14 protein-coding genes are annotated in these 16,896 nt (G+C 64.7%); 9 read left to right on the forward strand and 5 right to left on the reverse strand.

Annotation, left to right across the window (positions count from 1 at the left end; all coding sequences use genetic code 11):
• The 5 genes from ftsH to IYY11_RS19460 all read left to right on the forward strand — a co-directional run.
• The coding region (gene ftsH, locus IYY11_RS19440; protein ID WP_196405400.1) for an ATP-dependent zinc metalloprotease FtsH at nt 1-1,518 on the forward strand (1,518 nt) is incomplete at its 5' end.
• Between the two features lie 189 nt (nt 1,519-1,707).
• Nucleotides 1,708-2,478, forward strand: a complete 771-nt coding sequence (amoC, locus tag IYY11_RS19445; RefSeq protein WP_026222791.1) for a bacterial ammonia monooxygenase, subunit AmoC — start codon at nt 1,708-1,710, stop codon at nt 2,476-2,478.
• Nucleotides 2,479-2,758: 280 nt separating this feature from the next.
• Nucleotides 2,759-3,517 carry a bacterial ammonia monooxygenase, subunit AmoA gene (gene amoA, locus IYY11_RS19450; protein ID WP_014892304.1) on the forward strand — a complete coding sequence of 253 codons (759 nt, stop codon included), beginning with the start codon at nt 2,759-2,761 and terminating at the stop codon, nt 3,515-3,517.
• Between the two features lie 161 nt (nt 3,518-3,678).
• The gene (amoB, locus tag IYY11_RS19455) at nt 3,679-4,941 is read left to right on the forward strand and encodes a bacterial ammonia monooxygenase, subunit AmoB (RefSeq protein WP_196405401.1); all 1,263 of its coding nucleotides are present in this window, start codon (nt 3,679-3,681) and stop codon (nt 4,939-4,941) included.
• Nucleotides 4,942-5,318: 377 nt separating this feature from the next.
• Entirely contained in the window at nt 5,319-6,254 is a 936-nt protein-coding gene (locus tag IYY11_RS19460) for a nickel/cobalt efflux transporter (protein WP_196405887.1), read from the forward strand.
• A 2-nt stretch (nt 6,255-6,256) separates the two neighbouring features.
• On the opposite strand, the gene IYY11_RS19465 is transcribed toward IYY11_RS19460, so the two are convergent.
• Genes IYY11_RS19465 through IYY11_RS19475 form a run of 3 tightly spaced genes read right to left on the reverse strand, consistent with a single transcriptional unit; the run spans nt 6,257 to nt 10,452 of the window.
• Entirely contained in the window at nt 6,257-7,144 is an 888-nt protein-coding gene (locus tag IYY11_RS19465; RefSeq protein WP_196405402.1) for an NAD(P)-dependent oxidoreductase, read from the reverse strand.
• Between the two features lie 31 nt (nt 7,145-7,175).
• Complete coding sequence (locus IYY11_RS19470) at nt 7,176-9,929, reverse strand: heavy metal translocating P-type ATPase (protein ID WP_196405403.1); 2,754 nt, start codon at nt 9,927-9,929, stop codon at nt 7,176-7,178.
• Nucleotides 9,930-9,966: 37 nt separating this feature from the next.
• A complete protein-coding gene (locus tag IYY11_RS19475; protein WP_196405404.1) occupies nt 9,967-10,452 on the reverse strand; it encodes an isoprenylcysteine carboxylmethyltransferase family protein in 486 nt (161 codons plus the stop codon).
• Nucleotides 10,453-10,604: 152 nt separating this feature from the next.
• Between IYY11_RS19475 and IYY11_RS19480 the strand changes: the two genes are divergently transcribed.
• From IYY11_RS19480 to IYY11_RS19495, 4 genes are read left to right on the forward strand one after another with little or no spacing between them, the layout of a single operon-like run.
• Nucleotides 10,605-10,949, forward strand: coding sequence for a ClpX C4-type zinc finger protein (locus IYY11_RS19480; protein ID WP_124737481.1), 345 nt, complete (start codon nt 10,605-10,607; stop codon nt 10,947-10,949).
• A gap of 17 nt (nt 10,950-10,966) precedes the next feature.
• Complete coding sequence (locus IYY11_RS19485; protein ID WP_196405405.1) at nt 10,967-12,100, forward strand: 8-amino-7-oxononanoate synthase; 1,134 nt, start codon at nt 10,967-10,969, stop codon at nt 12,098-12,100.
• Entirely contained in the window at nt 12,097-12,732 is a 636-nt protein-coding gene (gene bioD / locus IYY11_RS19490; protein ID WP_196405406.1) for a dethiobiotin synthase, read from the forward strand. Before IYY11_RS19485 ends, bioD begins: the two co-directional genes overlap by 4 nt.
• A complete protein-coding gene (locus IYY11_RS19495) occupies nt 12,729-14,000 on the forward strand; it encodes an adenosylmethionine--8-amino-7-oxononanoate transaminase (RefSeq protein WP_196405407.1) in 1,272 nt (423 codons plus the stop codon). The genes bioD and IYY11_RS19495 overlap by 4 nt, the downstream gene beginning before the upstream one ends.
• A gap of 8 nt (nt 14,001-14,008) precedes the next feature.
• Here the strand turns inward: IYY11_RS19495 and IYY11_RS19500 are convergent, their stop codons facing one another.
• Both IYY11_RS19500 and IYY11_RS19505 read right to left on the reverse strand, forming a co-directional pair.
• The gene (locus IYY11_RS19500) at nt 14,009-15,766 is read right to left on the reverse strand and encodes an AMP-binding protein (RefSeq protein ID WP_196405408.1); all 1,758 of its coding nucleotides are present in this window, start codon (nt 15,764-15,766) and stop codon (nt 14,009-14,011) included.
• A gap of 140 nt (nt 15,767-15,906) precedes the next feature.
• Nucleotides 15,907-16,893 (reverse strand): nickel/cobalt transporter, encoded by a 987-nt coding sequence (locus IYY11_RS19505; RefSeq protein WP_210331463.1) that lies wholly within the window; start codon nt 16,891-16,893, stop codon nt 15,907-15,909.
• Between the last annotated feature and the right edge of the window lie 3 nt (nt 16,894-16,896).

The raw sequence follows: 16,896 nt of genomic DNA on the forward strand, positions 1-16,896 counted from the left end.
GGCCGCGCGATGGGCTTTGGCAAATCGAAAGCGAAACTGCTGACGGAGACGCAAGGGCGCGTCACCTTCGAGGACGTCGCCGGCGTCGACGAAGCCAAGGAGGATCTGCAGGAGATCGTCGAATTCCTGCGCGATCCGCAGAAGTTCCAGCGGCTCGGCGGGCGCATTCCGCGCGGCGTGCTGCTGGTGGGACCGCCCGGCACCGGCAAGACGCTGCTGGCGCGCGCCATCGCCGGCGAGGCGGGCGTGCCGTTCTTCTCGATCTCGGGCTCCGACTTCGTCGAAATGTTCGTCGGCGTCGGCGCCTCGCGCGTGCGCGACATGTTCGAACAGGCGAAGAAGAACGCGCCCTGCATCATCTTTGTCGACGAGATCGACGCGGTCGGCCGCCATCGCGGCGCCGGCCTGGGCGGCGGCAATGACGAGCGCGAGCAGACGCTGAATCAGCTGCTCGTCGAGATGGACGGCTTCGAGGCGAATGAGGGCATCATCCTGATCGCCGCGACCAACCGTCCGGACGTGCTCGATCCGGCGCTGATGCGTCCGGGCCGGTTCGACCGGCAGATCCAGGTGCCGAACCCGGATTTCATCGGCCGCGAGAAGATCCTCAAGGTTCACGCCCGCAAGGTGCCTTTGGCGCCGGACGTGGATCTGAAGATCGTCGCGCGCGGCACGCCGGGGTTCTCGGGCGCCGATCTGATGAATCTTGTCAACGAGGCGGCGCTGCTCGCGGCGCGGCGCTCGAAGCGGATCGTCACGAAACAGGAGTTCGAGGACGCCCGCGACAAGATCATGATGGGCGCCGAGCGGCGCACGCTGGTGATGACGGATGAGGAGAAGAAACTCACCGCCTATCACGAAGGCGGCCATGCGCTGGTGCAGCTCTCGGTTCCTGGCGCGATGCCGATCCACAAGGCGACGATCATTCCGCGCGGCAGAGCGCTCGGCATGGTGCAGGGCCTCCCCGAGCGCGATCAGATCTCGCAAACATACGAGCAACTGACCGCGATGCTCGCCATCGCCATGGGCGGCCGCGTCGCCGAGGAAATGATCTTTGGCCACGACAAGGTGACGTCGGGAGCGGCTTCGGACATTCAGCAATGCACCCGTGTGGCGCGTGCGATGGTCACTCAGCTCGGCTTCTCGGACAAGCTCGGCACTGTCGCCTACGCCAATCCCGAGCAGGAGCAGTTCCTCGGATATTCCCTCGGGCGTCAGCAGACGATTTCCGAGGCGACGCAGCAGACGATCGACGCCGAGGTGCGCCGATTGGTGCAGGAGGCCTACGACGAGGCGATGCGCATCCTGTCGGAAAAGCGCAGCCAACTCGACACGATCGCCAATGCGCTTCTCGAATTTGAGACGCTGTCCGGCGACGAGATGAAGGGCCTGCTCGCCGGCAAGCGGCCGGTGCGCGAAGAGTCGACGCCAACGCCGCCGCCGCGCGGCTCGGCGGTGCCGACGACGGGGCAAAAGCCAGAGCCCGACGTCGGCGGCTTGGAGCCACAGCCGGTCTAAACTCCGGCGATTGAAAGCATAGGGCCCGGCGTCAGCGCCGGGCCTTTTTTTTGTATTGCGAGAGACTTCCGCGTGGCGGGTTCTGCGCCGTATTTGGCGACAAAGTCACTGTTTCGATGCGCCATAACAAGCAAGATGCGTCAGCCTCGAAGAGCGTCTCTTTGAGCCAAATTTTATGGAGGAGTCATAATGAGCTCAACGACTGACACAGCAGCCCGCGCTGCTGCTGGCACGGAAGCTGTAGTAGACCTGAAGGGCATGTGGATCGGCTTGGCCGTTCTGAACGGGTTCTATCTGGTCGTCCGGATTTACGAGCAGGTTTTTGGCTGGCGCGCCGGCCTTGATTCGTTCGCTCCGGAGTTTCAGACATATTGGATGTCGATCCTTTGGACCGAGATTCCGCTTGAGCTGATCTCCGGCATTGGCCTTGCGGGCTTTCTTTGGAAGACGCGCACGCGCGACTTCTCGAACCTGGCGCCGCGCGAAGAGATGCGCCGCCTGGTTGTCGAAGTGCAATGGCTTGTTGTTTACGCCGCGGCCATTTACTGGGGCGCGTCGTTCTTCACCGAGCAGGACGGCACCTGGCACATGACGGTGATTCGCGACACGGACTTCACGCCGTCGCACATCATCGAGTTCTACATGAGCTACCCGATCTACTCGGTGATCGCGGTGGGCGGCTTCTTCTATGCGAAGACCCGTCTTCCGTATTTCTCCAAGGGCTATTCGGTTGCCTATCTGATCGTGGCGATTGGCCCGTTCATGATCATCCCGAACGTCGGCCTGAATGAGTGGGGCCACACGTTCTGGTTCATGGAAGAACTGTTCGTTGCGCCGCTGCATTGGGGCTTCGTGTTCTTCGGCTGGATGGCGCTCGGCGTGTTCGGCGTCGTGCTTCAGCTGCTGATGAACATTCAGCGCCTGATCGGCAAGGAAGGCGTCGCCCTCCTGACCGAGTAATCCGAGACTTCGCCGCCCGCTTTTAAGGCGGGCGGCGACTGGCTCCGGGCTTTTCGCGAGAACCAGAGAGCTTTTGCCTGTCGCTTTGGCGAATGGGTTGGCTTGTTGCGGTCGAGAAGGGGTCTTCGGGCTCTGGGGGCGATCGGGTTGCGAAGGGTTTTTAAGCGATGCGGCCGGCGGGATCTCCGCCGTCCGGGCGCCGGCGGCGGGAAGGCCTGCCGGAGGCCATAAGGAAAGAACTCGGGCTTTACGGGTTCGAGAAACACCAAGGAGAAGAGTGATGTCACAATCGAAAAGCGGGGGGGCGGTCGGTCCGTTCAACTCCGTCGCCGAGGCGGCGGGTTGCGTTCAGACGGTCGACTGGATGCTTCTTGTTCTTCTGTTCTTCGCCGTTCTTGGCGGCTACCACGTCCACTTCATGTTGACGGCGGGCGACTGGGACTTCTGGGTTGACTGGAAGGATCGTCGTATGTGGCCGACGGTCGTGCCGATTCTCGGCGTGACCTTCTGCGCCGCGGCGCAGGCGTTCTGGTGGGTGAACTTCCGTCTGCCGTTCGGCGCGGTGTTCGCGGCTCTTGGCCTGCTGATTGGCGAGTGGATCAACCGCTACGTCAACTTCTGGGGCTGGACCTACTTCCCGATCAGCCTTGTGTTCCCGTCTGCGTTGATCGTTCCGGCGATCTGGCTTGACGTGATCCTGCTTCTGTCGGGCTCCTATGTGATCACGGCGATTGTTGGTTCGCTCGGCTGGGGTCTGTTGTTCTACCCGAACAACTGGCCGGCGATTGCGGCGTTCCATCAGGCGACGGAGCAGCATGGTCAGCTGATGACGCTTGCGGATCTGATCGGCTTCCACTTCGTCCGCACCTCGATGCCGGAATATATCCGCATGGTCGAGCGCGGCACGCTGCGCACCTTCGGTAAGGACGTTGTGCCGGTTGCGGCGTTCTTCTCGGGCTTCGTCTCGATGATGGTGTATTTCCTGTGGTGGTTCATGGGTCGTTGGTATTCGACGACCAAGATCATCGACACGATCTAAGCCGCGTCGCGTGCTGCGGCGCTGAACGGGCGCCGCGGCGGCCTGCAAGAAAGAAGAGCGGCGGGCTGGAAGCTTTTTTAAGAGCGAAGGTCCGCTGCGAGAGACAAGACCGGTTGGCGCGCGAGGCGGCGGCCGGGAAGAGGAACCTGGGAGGTTTATCGATGAAAAAGTTCGTCAAGCTCGCCGCGATTGGCGCGGCGGCGGCTGTGGCGGCGACCCTGGGAGCTGTTGCTCCTGCGTCGGCGCACGGCGAAAAGTCTCAGCAGGCGTTTCTTCGGATGCGCACGTTGAACTGGTATGACGTCCAGTGGTCGAAGACGACGGTGAACGTCAATGAAGAGATGGTGCTGTCGGGCAAGATCCATGTGTTCTCCGCCTGGCCGCAGGCGGTCGCCAATCCGCGCGTGTCGTTCCTGAACGCCGGCGAGCCCGGTCCGGTTCTGGTTCGTACGGCGCAGTTCATCGGCGATCAGTTTGCGCCGCGTTCGGTGTCGCTTGTTCCTGGCAACGACTACGCCTTCTCCATCAACCTTCGCGGTCGTCGCGCGGGCCGTTGGCACGTTCATGCGCAGGTCAACGTCGAGGGCGGCGGTCCGATCATCGGCCCCGGCCAGTGGATCGAGATCAAGGGCGACATGAAGGACTTCACCGATCCGGTGACGTTGCTTGATGGCTCGACGGTCGACCTCGAGACCTACGGCATCAACCGCGTTTACGCGTGGCATCTGCCGTGGCTTGCGGTTGGCGCGGCGTGGATCCTGTTCTGGTTCGTCCGTAAGGGCGTCATCGCTTCTTATCTCCGTGTCGCCACCGGCAAGGTTGATGAGCAGGTGACTGACGACGACAAGCGGATTGGCGCGATTGTCCTGGCGTTGACCATTCTGGCGACGATCGTCGGCTACGCTGTGACGAACTCGACCTTCCCGCGCACGATCCCGCTTCAGGCGGGCTTGCAGAAGCCTCTGACGCCGCTCGTTACGGACGGCACGGCGGGCGTCGGCAAGGAGCGCGTGACGGCCGATCTGAACGGCGGCGTCTACAAGGTTCCTGGCCGTGAGCTGACGATCAACGTCAAGGTCACGAACACGACCTCCGAGCCGCTTCGCCTTGGCGAATATACGGCGGCCGGCCTGCGCTTCCTGAACCCTGACGTGTTCACGACGAAGCCCGACTTCCCGGACTATCTGTTGGCCGACCGCGGTCTGTCGACGGACCCGACGCCGATCGCGCCGGGCGAGACCAAGGAAATCGCCGTGAAGGTGCAGGACGCGCGTTGGGACATCGAGCGTCTGTCTGACCTGGCTTACGACACCGACAGCCAGATCGGCGGCCTCTTGATGTTCTTCTCGCCGACGGGTCGCCGCTTCGCGGCCGAAATCGGCGGTCCGGTCATTCCGAAGTTCGTCGCGGGCGATATGCCCTGATCGATACTGACGAATTGAACTAAAAAGCCCCCGGCCCATAAAGCCGGGGGTTTTCTTTTGGGGACTGCGCCGCGAAGCCTTGCGGTCCGCCAGGGATGCGCGGGCGGGCGTGGCGCAAAGCGCCGCTGCGTATGAAAAGGCTGCCCGCGGAGTTGGCGCCGTCGCGGCCAAATGAATTGAAACGACCGCCTTCGCCCTTGGCGCCGCGCTGCTTCTATTTCTCTGTTTCTACTGGCGCTTGTTTCATCAAGCGACGCTCACTATAAAATACCGGGGTTGAGGCTGCCTCGTTGCCGGCGGCGCATGAGAGCGCCGCTCAGAGGCTGCGCCCCTTCCATCGCCTCGGCCTTGCGCCCGAGGAGCCCACGGCGAACACGATGTCCGACCTCTCCGAAGTCTTCCGCGCCGGCGCGTCGAACGCCTGGATTTTTGCGCCGAGCGCTGTGGCTTTGGGCGCGCTGCACGGGCTCGAACCGGGCCACTCGAAGACGATGATGGCCGCCTTCATCGTCGCGGTTCGCGGCACGGTGGCGCAAGCGGTGCTGCTGGGCGTCGCGGCGACAATTTCCCATACGGCGATCGTCTGGGCCGTGGCGCTGACCGGGCTTTATCTCGGCGCGCAACTGAACGTCGAAGCGAACGAACCCTATCTGCAGATTGTCTCTGGCGTGTTGATCATCGCCGTCGCGCTTTGGATGATTTGGCGAAGCTGGCGGGATATCGCCGCCAAAGGCGCCGTGACGACGGCGCCCGCGCATGCGAGCGGACTTCTTCCAGCCGGCGCCTGCGACGCGCATGGCCACTCGCACGACGAAGACCATGTTCACGGCCATGTTCACGACCATGCCCATCCTCACGCTCATGACGGCGGCGTGCCGCATAGCCACCAGGAAGAGGAATTCGAGAGCGCGCTCCTCGACGTCGATCCCACCGTCTATGCTGACGCGCATGAGCGCGAACATGCGTTAGATATCGAGCGGCGCTTCGCCAGTCGCCGCGTGACGACCGGACAGATCATTCTCTTCGGCCTGACGGGCGGACTCATTCCCTGTCCCGCGTCGATCACCGTTCTGCTGCTTTGCCTGCAAGTCGGTCGCATCGGACTCGGCGCGCTGCTGGTGCTCTGCTTCAGCATCGGGCTGGCGCTGACTCTCGTGCTTGTCGGGGTGGCGGCGGCGCTCGGCATGCGTCACGCCGCGTCGCGCTGGCCCGGATTCGAAGCGCTGGCCGCCCGCGCCCCCTATGTTTCAGGCGCGATCGTCGCCGCCGTCGGCGTCTATACGATCGCAATGGGCGCAGCCGCGCTGGCGTAAGGCTATTTCCCCAGGTGAAACGACGTTTTCGTCACCTTGGCGGTGATCGGCGCCTCGAGGAAAAAGTCGAGCACGGCGTCAACCCGGGGATCGACGGCGTAGGTCGAAAAGTCGGTCATGCCTTCTTCCGCCAGAACGCTGACGTCGACGAAAAAATTGCCGCTGCAACTCTTTGCGGGACGAATCAGAATGGCGTGCGCGGCGTCCGCGACGATCTCGGGTTTACGTGACCTGCGCAGCAGTTCGTCGCCGCCCAGAAGATTGCCCACCGCAGCCGTCGCGATCGCCGTCTCCGGCCAGAGCGCATTCACGGCGACGCCGTCGGGCGCGAGGTCCCGTGCGAGGCCGAGCGTCACCAGGCTCATCCCATATTTCGACATTGTGTAGGCGAGGTTCGGCGAAAACCACTTCGGGTTCAAATCCAGCGGCGGCGACAGCGTGAGAATATGCGGATTGGCGGATTGGCGCAGATGCGGCAGCGCCGCCTTGCAGCATAAATAGGTTCCGCGCGCGTTGATCTGATGCATCAGATCGAAGCGCTTCATCTCGAGCGCGTCGATCCCGCGCAGATCGATGGCGCTGGCGTTGTTGACGAGGATGTCGATCCCGCCAAAGCAGGACACGGCCTGACCGACCGCCGCCTCCACCTGATCCTCAAAGCGAATGTCACAAGGGATGGCGAGCGCCTGTCCGCCCGCCGCTTCGATCTCGGCTGCGGCGGTGTAGATCGTGCCAGGAATTCTCGGGTTTTCGGTGATGCTCTTCGCCGCGACGACGACGTTCGCGCCGTCGTGCGCGGCGCGCATGGCGATGGCGAGTCCGATTCCTCGGCTCGCGCCGGTGATGAAGAGCGTCTTGCCGGCGAGCGAGCGCGTCGTCGTCGGCGTCATGGCGCGCTTCCGCCGCGGTTCGTCGCGAAACTCACGCGGCGACCTGCGCCGGATAGCCCGCTTCGCTGATCGCCTTGGCGAGCGCCTGCGCGTCTTTCGGCGCCGGCGTCACATCGACCTTGCCCGTGGCGAGATCGACCCTGACGTCGGCGTTCGGCTCGACGGCCTGCACCGCCTTGGTGACATGTTTCACGCACATATTGCAGGTCATGTCTTGCACATTGAATGTTGTCATTACTTCCTCCTTGAATTCCTTATCCGCAGCTTCCGTTTCAATCGGCGCCGCCTCCGCGCCGGAATCGGCGCTTGCGATGATCGGCGCCTTGAAGCGGCGCAGGCGCAACGCATTGGTCAGCACGAAAACGCTCGACAGCGCCATGGCCGCCGCGCCGAACATCGGCGAGAGCAGCATGCCGTTGACGGGATAGAGCGCGCCCGCTGCCACCGGTATGAGCACGACGTTATAGCCGAACGCCCAGAACAAATTCTGCTGGATGTTGCGCATCGTTGCGCGCGAGATCGCGAGCGCCGCCGGCACCTTGGCGAGATCGCCCGACATCAGCACGACGTCGGCGGCCTCGATCGCGATGTCGGTTCCCGTGCCGATGGCGATCCCGGCGTCGGCGGCCGCGAGCGCCGGCGCGTCGTTCACCCCGTCGCCGACGAAGGCGATTTTGTTGGCCTCCCGCAGCCGCTCGAGCGTCGCGACTTTTCCGTCGGGGAGGACGCCGGCGACGACCTCGTCAATTCCGAGTCTCGCGGCGATAGCCTTCGCCGTCCGGGCGTCATCGCCGGTGATCATCGCGGTTTTCACGCCGAGCGAATGAATCGCGTCGATCGCGGCGCGGCTGGTCGGCTTCAGATCGTCGGCGACGGAGAGTATGGCGCCGAGCTTCCCGTCGACCGCGACGTAAAGCGGCGTTTTGCCTTCCTCGGCGAGCCTCTGAGCGTCTTGCGCGAAAGGCGAAGCGTCGAGGCCAAGCGACGCCATGAAGCGCTCTGCGCCGATGGCGACGGTCTTGCGGTCGACGATCCCCGTGACGCCCATGCCGGCGATCGATTTGAAGTCGGCGCAGGGGGAAAGCGCCAGATCCGCGGCCTTGGCGGCGACGACCAGCGCCGCGCCGACGGGATGTTCGGACTGCGCCTCGACGCTCGCGGCAAGCCGCAGAAGCTCATTCTCGTTCTTGCCGGGCGTCGCGACGAGATCGGTCAGGCGCGGCTTGCCATACGTCAGCGTGCCGGTCTTGTCGAAGGCGATGAGGGTCACGTCGCGCAGCGTCTGCAGGGCTTCGCCCTTGCGAAACAGCACGCCGAGCTCCGCCGCCCGGCCGGTGCCGGTCATGATCGCCGCCGGCGTCGCCAGCCCCATGGCGCAGGGGCAGGCGATGATCAGCACGGCGACCGCATTGACCAGCGCGTAAGTGAGGCGCGGCTCCGGACCGATCAGCATCCAGACGACGAAGGTCAGCGCCGCGACGGCGAAAACAGCCGGGACGAAGACGGCGGTGACGCGATCGACCATCGCCTGAATCGGCAGCTTGGCGCCCTGCGCCTGCTCGACCATGCGGATGATGCCGGCGAGCGTCGTATCGGCGCCGACGCGGGTGGCGCGAAACGAGAATGCGCCGGAGCCGTTGACGGTCGCCCCGGTGACCGCGGCGCCCGTCCGCTTGGCGACCGGCGTCGGCTCGCCGGTGACCATCGACTCATCGACATGGGATGCGCCCTGCGTGACCACGCCGTCGGTCGGAATACGTTCGCCCGGCCGCACCAGCACGATGTCGCCGACGCGCACGTCGTCGATATCGACGTCGACGGTCGCGCCGTCGCGCTCGACGCGGGCGGTTTTCGGCTGAAGCCGCGCCAGCGCGCGGATCGCCTCCGACGTGCGGCCTTTGGCGCGCGCTTCGAGATAGCGGCCGAACAGGATGAGGGTGACGATGACGACCGCGGCCTCGTAATAGACATGCACCGAGCCGGCTGGCAGCACCTGGGGCGCAAAGGTCGCGACGACGGAATAGAGATAGGCGCTGAGCGTGCCGGTGGCGACGAGGGCGTTCATGTCGGGCTGGCGCCGCAACAGCGACGGAATCCCCTTGAGGAAGAAAACCAGGCCCGGTCCAAACAGCACGATGGTCGTCAGCAGGAAGGAAATCTCGCGGATCCTCGCCTCGCCGATCACGCTCATCGTCCAGTGATGGACGGCGGGGATCAGATGCCCGCCCATTTCGACCACGAAGATCGGCGCCGTTAGAGTCGCGGCGACGATGAGGCGGAAGCGCAGCGCGCGCATCTCTTCCTCACGTCGCATTCTCTCGCGATCGGCGCCGCCAGAATCGGATTCGATCGCGCGCGGCTCATAGCCGGCCTGTGAAATCGCCCGGCGCAGGCGGTCTGTCAGGCCGGGCCCGGCGAGCGCGCGCACGGTCGCGCGTTCGGTCGCGAGATTGACTTTCGCTTCCATGACGCCCGGAACGGCGCTGAGCGCCTTCTCAACATGCGAGACGCAGGAGGCGCAGGTCATGCCGCCGACGCCGATCTCGATTGTCTCGACGACCGCCTCGTAGCCCGCGTCCGAGACCGACTTGACGAGTTGCGCGAGACTGGCCCCCGGCGCCAGAGAAACCTCCGCCCGTTCAGTCGCGAGATTGACGCTGGCGGCGTTAACGCCCGGCGTATGCGCCAGGGCTTTTTCGACATGCGACACGCAGGAGGCGCAGGTCATGCCTCGGACGGTGAAGTCGAGGCGTTCGCCGCCGGGTAATGGAGATTGAGCGTTCATACTTGCCGCCTCGTTCACAACGCCCACGCGCATCAGTTTAAAGCCACCGCCGCGTGCGCGCCATATAGGACCGATAGTCGTCGCCAAATTTCCCAAGAAGATGCCGCTCTTCGGGCTCGATCGCCAGCTTTGTCAGCCCGATCGCCAGAACCGGCGTCAACAACAGCGTAAAGGGCGAGCCGAGGAAGAGACCAAGGCCAAAGATCAGGGCGACATGCGAGATATAGATCGGATTGCGCGAAAAGCGGAGCGGCCCCTCGGTCACGAGAAAGGACGCGGCGCGATGCGGCATGATCGTCGTTTCATGGCGCGAGAGGATGCGAAAGCACCAGACGTCATTGGCCAGCGCGAGGAGGACAATGGCCGCGCCGGCGATCTGGGTGATAGAAGAAGAGGCGCGGTCGGTGAGCGAAGCCCCTGTCGCGGCGTCGAGCGCCAGCCCGGCCGCCAAGGTCATCGCCATCAGGATCGGCGGCCACGGGATGCGGGAGGGGGGCGCGGTTGCGCCGATCTGCGCGTTCATCGCGGCTCCTATCGGTGGAAAACGCTTCTCTTTAGATCGCGGTTGCGGGCGCTCGTTTCAAGTGCGCCCTTGTCAAGGGAGACTTGACGGCGGTCCTGCAGGCTGTCAAGATTGGCTTGACATCCGATCGCCCTGGACATGCGAGAGCTGTCATGCTGGCCTTGCCCAAACGTAAGCTGCGCTGCTCATTCTGCAAGAAGTCCGAGACGCAGGTCGCGCGGCTCATCGGCGGCGCCGCCGGGGGCTATATTTGCGAAGATTGCGTCGGAGTCTGCAACACGATTCTTGACGCCGCGCCTTCGCCGTTCAAAAGCTGGGACGACCTCACCGACGAGCAGCTGCTGACCTCGATCAAGGCGAGCGAGGCCAGCGTGGCGGCGCTGCATTCACTGATTCACGCGCAAGTCGCGGCGCTTCGCAAACGCGAGGTGAGCTGGACGGCGATCGGCAAGGTCCTGGGCGTTTCCCGACAGGCCGCCTGGGAGCGTTTCTCCTGATCGAGCATCGGCCCTTCATGCTTGAGCGCTACGCGCAAGATCTTGCGAGCCTCGCCGCGCGCGGCAGGCTGCGCGCGCTCGCTTCGCGCGCCGGACTGGATTTCGCGTCGAATGATTATCTGGCTTTGGCCGAGTCGCCCGAACTCGCCGCGGCCGTGACGACGGCGCTCGCGCGCGGCGTTCCCGTCGGCGCCGGCGGTTCGCGGTTGTTGCGCGGCAATCATCCGGAGCATGAAGCGCTGGAAGAGGAAGCGGCGCGCTTTTTTGGCGCGGAAAGCGCGCTGTATTTCAGCGCCGGCTTCACCGCCAACGAAGCGCTGCTCTCGACGGCGCCTCAGCGCGACGATTTCATTCTCTATGATGCGCTCGCGCACGCCAGCGCCCACGAAGGCATGCGATTGGCGCGCGCGCCGAATGCGCGATTTCCTCATAATGACGTCGGCGCCGCCGAGGACGCGATCCGCGTTTGGCGCGAAAAGGGCGGAGGCGGAAAAGTCTGGATCGTCGTGGAAAGCCTTTACAGCATGGACGGCGACAAGGCGCCGCTTAATGATCTCTATGCGCTCGCCGCGAGGAACGACGCCTTTCTCCTGATCGACGAGGCGCATGCGACGGGCGTCTATGGCCCAGGCGGCCGCGGACTCGCCGCGCGTTTTGAAGGCGCGGAGAACGTCGTCACGCTGCACACTTGCGGCAAGGCGATGGGAGTCGCCGGCGGTCTCCTTTGTCTGCCGCGCATTTTGCGGGACTTCATGATCAATCGCTGCCGGCCGTTCATTTTTGCGACGGCGCCTTCGCCAATTATGGCCGCTTGCGTGCGCGCGGCGCTCAAGATCATCGAAGCGGCCGACGATCGGCGCGCCGAGCTGATGTCGCGCATCGATTTCGCCGGCGCCGAGCTGCGGCGCCTCTGCGCGATTGAACCCTCAGGCTCCCAGATTCAACCGATCGTCGTCGGGGGCGATATCCGCGCGACGACGCTGGCGTCGCGCATGCAGGCGCATGGCTATGACATTCGCGCCATTCGTCCGCCGACGGTGCCGGACGGCTCCGCGCGCTTGCGCATCGCGCTGACGCTCAATACGAGCAAAGAAGACGTCGTGCGCATGATCGCGCATCTTGGCGCAGAACTCGCGAGGCTCGAACCATGAACCGCCGCTTCGTGATCGTGGGAACCGATACGGACGTCGGCAAGACTGTCGTCTCCGCCGCGCTCGTCGGCGCTCTCAACGCCTGTTACTGGAAGCCGGTGCAGTCGGGCCTCGATGGCGAGACGGACTCGCAGATCGTCGCGCGGCTTTCGGGCGCGCCGGCCGCGCATATTTTCCCAGAAGCCTGGCGGCTGCGTCGACCGGCCTCGCCACATCTTGCCGCGCGCGACGAGGGCGTCGAAATCGACGCCGCCGCTTTGAACCCGCCGCCATGCGACGGTCCTCTGATCATAGAAACGGCTGGCGGCGTGCTGACGCCCCTCAGCGACCGCGCGCTGACCATCGACGTGCTCGAACGCTGGCGCCTGCCGGTCATACTCGTCGCGCGCACGCGCCTCGGCACGATCAATCACAGCCTGCTTACGCTCGAAGCCTTGCGCCGACGCGGAATCTCAATCACCGGAATCATTTTCGTTGGCGACGCCGACGCCGACGCGCAACATTCGATCGAGACGATGGGCGGCGCGCGCATTCTTGGCCGTCTGCCGAAGCTCGATCCTCTGAATAAAAAAACGCTCGGCGCGGCGTTCAGCGCCGCGATCGCGCGCGACGCTTTTGGGAGCGGCGCGTGAGCCTCGTCACTGACTCTCCGGTCTGGCGGCCGTTCACGCAGCATGCGCTGCAGCCCGGCGCCTTCAAGATCGCGCGCGCCGAAGGGGCCTGGCTCGAAGCCGAAGACGGCGCCCGCTTTCTCGACGCCATTTCGTCCTGGTGGGTCATCACCCACGGCCATCGCCACCCTGCCATCATGCAGGCGATCCGCGAAGAAACCGAACGGCTCGACCAGATCATCTTCGCCGGCTTCACCCATGAGCCGGCGGAAGCGCTGGCGCGGCGCCTCGTGGCGCTGACGCCGCCGGGCCTCGACTACGTCTTCTATTCCGACAGCGGCTCCACCTGCGTCGAAGTGGCGATCAAGATGGCGCTCGGCTTCTGGCGCAATCGCGGCGAAGCGCGCACGCGCATCGTCGCGCTCGAACACGGTTATCACGGCGATACGATCGGCACGATGTCCGTCGGCGCGCGATCGCCCTTCAATGCGCCTTACGAGCCGCTGCTCTATGAGGTCTCGCGCATTCCCTTCCCCACGCGCGGGCGCGAGCAGGAGACGCTCGACGCGCTGGAGCGCGCCTGCCGCGATAGACCCGCCGCCCTCCTGGTCGAGCCGCTCGTTCTTGGATCGGGCGGCATGCTCTTCTACGGCGCCGATACGCTCGCGCAGATGAAGCGCATCTGCGCGCGTTACGACGTGCTGTTCATCGCCGATGAGGTGATGACCGGCTTCGGCCGCACCGGAACGCTCTTCGCCTCCGAGCAGGCGGGCGTCGTTCCGGACATCGCCTGCTACGCCAAGGGTCTCACCGGCGGCGCGCTGCCGCTCGCCGTCACCATGTGCAAAGCCGAAATTTTTGAGGCGCATCTATCGCCGGAGCGCGCCCGCGCCTTTTTTCATTCGAGTTCCTACACCGCCAATCCGATCGCGTGCGCCGCGGCGCTCGCCAATCTCGACGTCTGGGCGACAGGCGAACCCGCCGCCCGCGTCGCGGCGCTTTGCGAGATGCAGGCGACGCGCATCGCGCGCTTTGCGGACGACGCGCGCTTCTCGAACGTCCGTCAGCTCGGAATCATCACGGCGCTCGATCTCAACGTCGCGCAGAGCGGCTATCTGGCGACGATCGCGCTCGATCTGATGCGTTTCTTCAATGCGCGTGGTCTTCTGCTGCGCCCGCTCGGGCCGACGATCTATGTCTTTCCGCCGTATTGCGTCGAGGCGGCCGAACTCGATCTCGTCTATGACGCGATCAGCGAGGCGGCCGATTGCTTCGGCGGATCTGCGTAAAGCGATCGTCAGCCTTTGAGTTCGGTTCTCACGCTCTTGCCGCGTCCCTCATCGGCGACGGTGTTCTTGCGCGCGAGAAATTCGTCCTTAAGCGCGCGCCGCAAAATTTTGCCGACGTTGCTCTTAGGCAGGCTCTCACGAAATTCGTAATAACGCGGAACCTTGTAGCTCGTCAGTTGCTCATGCGCGAAGGCGCGCAACTCCTCGCGCGTGAGGCTCGGGTCGCGCGCCACGACAAACGCCATCGGCGCTTCGCCGGAATGTTCGTTCGGCACGCCGATGACAGCCACCTCTTTGACTTTCGGATGTTCGATCAGGACGGATTCGACTTCGTTCGGATAGACGTTGAAGCCGGAGACGAGAATCATGTCCTTCAGCCGATCGACGATCTTGATGATCCCGTCCGGCGCCATCACCGCAATGTCGCCCGTTCTGAGGAAACCGTCGGGCGTCAGGGCTTTCGCGGTCTCATCGGGCCTGCGCCAGTAGCCGCCCATCAACTGCGGGCCCTTGACGCAGAGTTCGCCGCGTTCGCCGAGGGAAACGGGATCGCCCTCGGGCGAGCGCAGCGAGACTTCCGTCGACGGCGCCGGATAGCCGATCGCGCCGGTGAATTCGGCGATAGTCGGCTTGTTGACCGTTACGATCGGCGACGTTTCGGTCAGTCCGTAGCCTTCGACGATCGGCTTTCCCGTCAACGCCTTCCACTTTTGCGCCACGACCTCTTGGGTCGACATGCCGCCGGAGATGGTCAGAAGAAGATTGGAATAGTCGACGGAGCCGGCGGTGGAATGGTCGGCGATCGCCGCGTAAAGCGTGTTGACGCCGGAGAACAGGGTGAACGTCGATTTGCGCAGCGTCGCGATCAGTCCCTTAATGTCGCGGGGATTGGCGATCAGCAGGCAGCAACCGCCGGTCTTCACCACAAGCAGCAGACAGGCGGTCAATCCGAAAATATGGTAGAGCGGCAGCGCCGTCACCATGATCAGCGGCTTACCTTCGAGATAGGGCTTCAGCCAGGTCCACGACTGTTCGACATTGGCGGCGACGTTGCGATGCAGCAGCATGGCGCCCTTGGCGACGCCGGTGGTGCCGCCGGTGTATTGCAGAAAGGCGATGTCGTCCGGCCCGATCGACGGCGGCTTGAACGGCTCTTCGGCGCCCGCTTGCAACACATGCGCGAAGCCGACGCCGCCCTGCAGCCGATAGGCGGGGACCATGCGCTTGACCCAGCGCGAGACGAAATTGACGATCAGTCCGCGCAGCCCCATCAGATCTCCGGGCTTCACGATCACCGCACGTTCGACTTTCATGTGCGGCCAGGCGGCGGCCGCCGTATGCGCAAAGTTTTCGAACACGAACAAGAAGCGCGCGCCGGAGTCGTTCAGCTGGTGCTCGAGCTCATGCGGCGTGTACAGCGGATTGACGTTCACGACGACGCCGCCGGCGAGCAGGACGCCAAAGAGCGTCGCTGGATAGGCGAGGACGTTGGGCGACATGATCGCGACCCGATCGCCTTTTCTTAATCCGCGCGTCTGCAGCCAGGCGGCGACGGCGACCGCCGCGCGGCCGAGCTCCTCGAAGGTGAGCGTCGCGCCGAAACTCTCCATCGCCGGCCGCTCGGCGAATTCCGCAACGCTCGCGTTGAACATATTGACCAGCGTCGAATAGGAAGATTCGTCGATGTCCGCCGGGACGCCAGAGGGGTAGGACGAAAGCCAGGGCCGCTTGACGTAAGGATCCTCTATTTTTTCTGCGCTGGTCATGTCGTCCTCGGCTTCGCGGGCGTGAAGCGCGCGACGCGAATCGTCCGCTCCGCCTATCTACTTCTGTTCAAGATAGCGCGTCTCGCGTCGAATGAGGCCAGTCCCGCCGCAATCATTATGGTGCGTCGCCGCGAGCCGCGTCACGCCGTCCCAGGCGGAGCCGGCCCGAGGCCGAAGAGCAGCGTAACGCCGAGCGCCAGAACGAGGATGGCGGCGATGAACTCGCCGCCGCGGGCGATGATGACCGCGCGCCGCGAATCCTTCGCGCCGAACCGCACCGCGGCGCTCTTGGCGTAAACAGCCGTCGCGGCGAGGGCGCTCGTCGTAATCGCCGTTCCCGCCGACATGGCGATGACCGCCCCGGCGCCGGCGGCGAAAAGCCCCTGCGAGAGGGTGAAGACCAGCACCAGAATGGCCCCCGAGCAGGGGCGCAGGCCGGCGGCGACGACGGTCGCGGCGGCGTCGGCGAGGCGAAACTTCGCTCCTCCCAATGTCGAAGGGTCCGGCGCGTGGCGGCAGGTCGCGTCATGCACATGCGTCGGGTCGTCGATGGCCTCGCAGACGAAGCCGCGCGCCGTCAGCGCGATTGCAGGCATGCGGATGGCCGCCGTCAGCGCGCGGCCTTTCACCCAGGCGAGGCGCGCGCCGAGCGCCGCGACCGCCGCATAGCTTGCAAGCTCGATGAAGTGGGTCGCGTCGCTCATCTGATTCGCGGTCGCGCGAAAAAACATCGCCGCCGCGCCGACGACGGCGATGGCGACCAGTCCTTGCAGCAGCGCGGCCAGCGCCGCAAGCAGCAGACCGCGGCGCAGCGCCGTTTCATTGGCGAGCATGTAGGAGGCAAGCACCGCCTTCCCATGGCCGGGACCAGCGGCGTGAAAGGCACCATAGGCGAAACTTGCCGCGGCGAGCGCGAAGAACGCGGAAGGATCGGTCTTCAGCGCGCGCACGGCGGCGTGCAGCTCAGCGTGGAACTTGCTCTGCCATGCCAGGATAAGCCCGGCGACGCCTGTCGCCGCCGCGGTCGACTCTTGAGCGCCGACCGCAAACGGATGGCGCGGCGCGCCCCAGGCCGATGAGGCGGCGATCGCGGCCAGCGCCGCGGCGGTGACGCCGAGCCAAACCATCCT

It is taken from the genome of Methylocystis sp. H62 (genome assembly GCF_015709515.1).
In the GTDB taxonomy this organism is placed as follows: Bacteria; Pseudomonadota; Alphaproteobacteria; order Rhizobiales; family Beijerinckiaceae; genus Methylocystis.

What these genes read in the sequence shown, in the direction of transcription:
- amoC (WP_026222791.1), top strand. Translation starts at nt 1,708, where the DNA reads ATGAGCTCAACGACTGACACAGCAGCCCGCGCTGCTGCTGGCACGGAA.
- amoA (WP_014892304.1), top strand. Translation starts at nt 2,759, where the DNA reads ATGTCACAATCGAAAAGCGGGGGGGCGGTCGGTCCGTTCAACTCCGTC.
- amoB (WP_196405401.1), top strand. Translation starts at nt 3,679, where the DNA reads ATGAAAAAGTTCGTCAAGCTCGCCGCGATTGGCGCGGCGGCGGCTGTG.
- IYY11_RS19460 (WP_196405887.1), top strand. Translation starts at nt 5,319, where the DNA reads ATGTCCGACCTCTCCGAAGTCTTCCGCGCCGGCGCGTCGAACGCCTGG.
- IYY11_RS19465 (WP_196405402.1), bottom strand. Translation starts at nt 7,144, where the DNA reads ATGACGCCGACGACGACGCGCTCGCTCGCCGGCAAGACGCTCTTCATC.
- IYY11_RS19470 (WP_196405403.1), bottom strand. Translation starts at nt 9,929, where the DNA reads ATGAACGCTCAATCTCCATTACCCGGCGGCGAACGCCTCGACTTCACC.
- IYY11_RS19475 (WP_196405404.1), bottom strand. Translation starts at nt 10,452, where the DNA reads ATGAACGCGCAGATCGGCGCAACCGCGCCCCCCTCCCGCATCCCGTGG.
- IYY11_RS19480 (WP_124737481.1), top strand. Translation starts at nt 10,605, where the DNA reads ATGCTGGCCTTGCCCAAACGTAAGCTGCGCTGCTCATTCTGCAAGAAG.
- IYY11_RS19485 (WP_196405405.1), top strand. Translation starts at nt 10,967, where the DNA reads ATGCTTGAGCGCTACGCGCAAGATCTTGCGAGCCTCGCCGCGCGCGGC.
- bioD (WP_196405406.1), top strand. Translation starts at nt 12,097, where the DNA reads ATGAACCGCCGCTTCGTGATCGTGGGAACCGATACGGACGTCGGCAAG.
- IYY11_RS19500 (WP_196405408.1), bottom strand. Translation starts at nt 15,766, where the DNA reads ATGACCAGCGCAGAAAAAATAGAGGATCCTTACGTCAAGCGGCCCTGG.
- IYY11_RS19505 (WP_210331463.1), bottom strand. Translation starts at nt 16,893, where the DNA reads ATGGTTTGGCTCGGCGTCACCGCCGCGGCGCTGGCCGCGATCGCCGCC.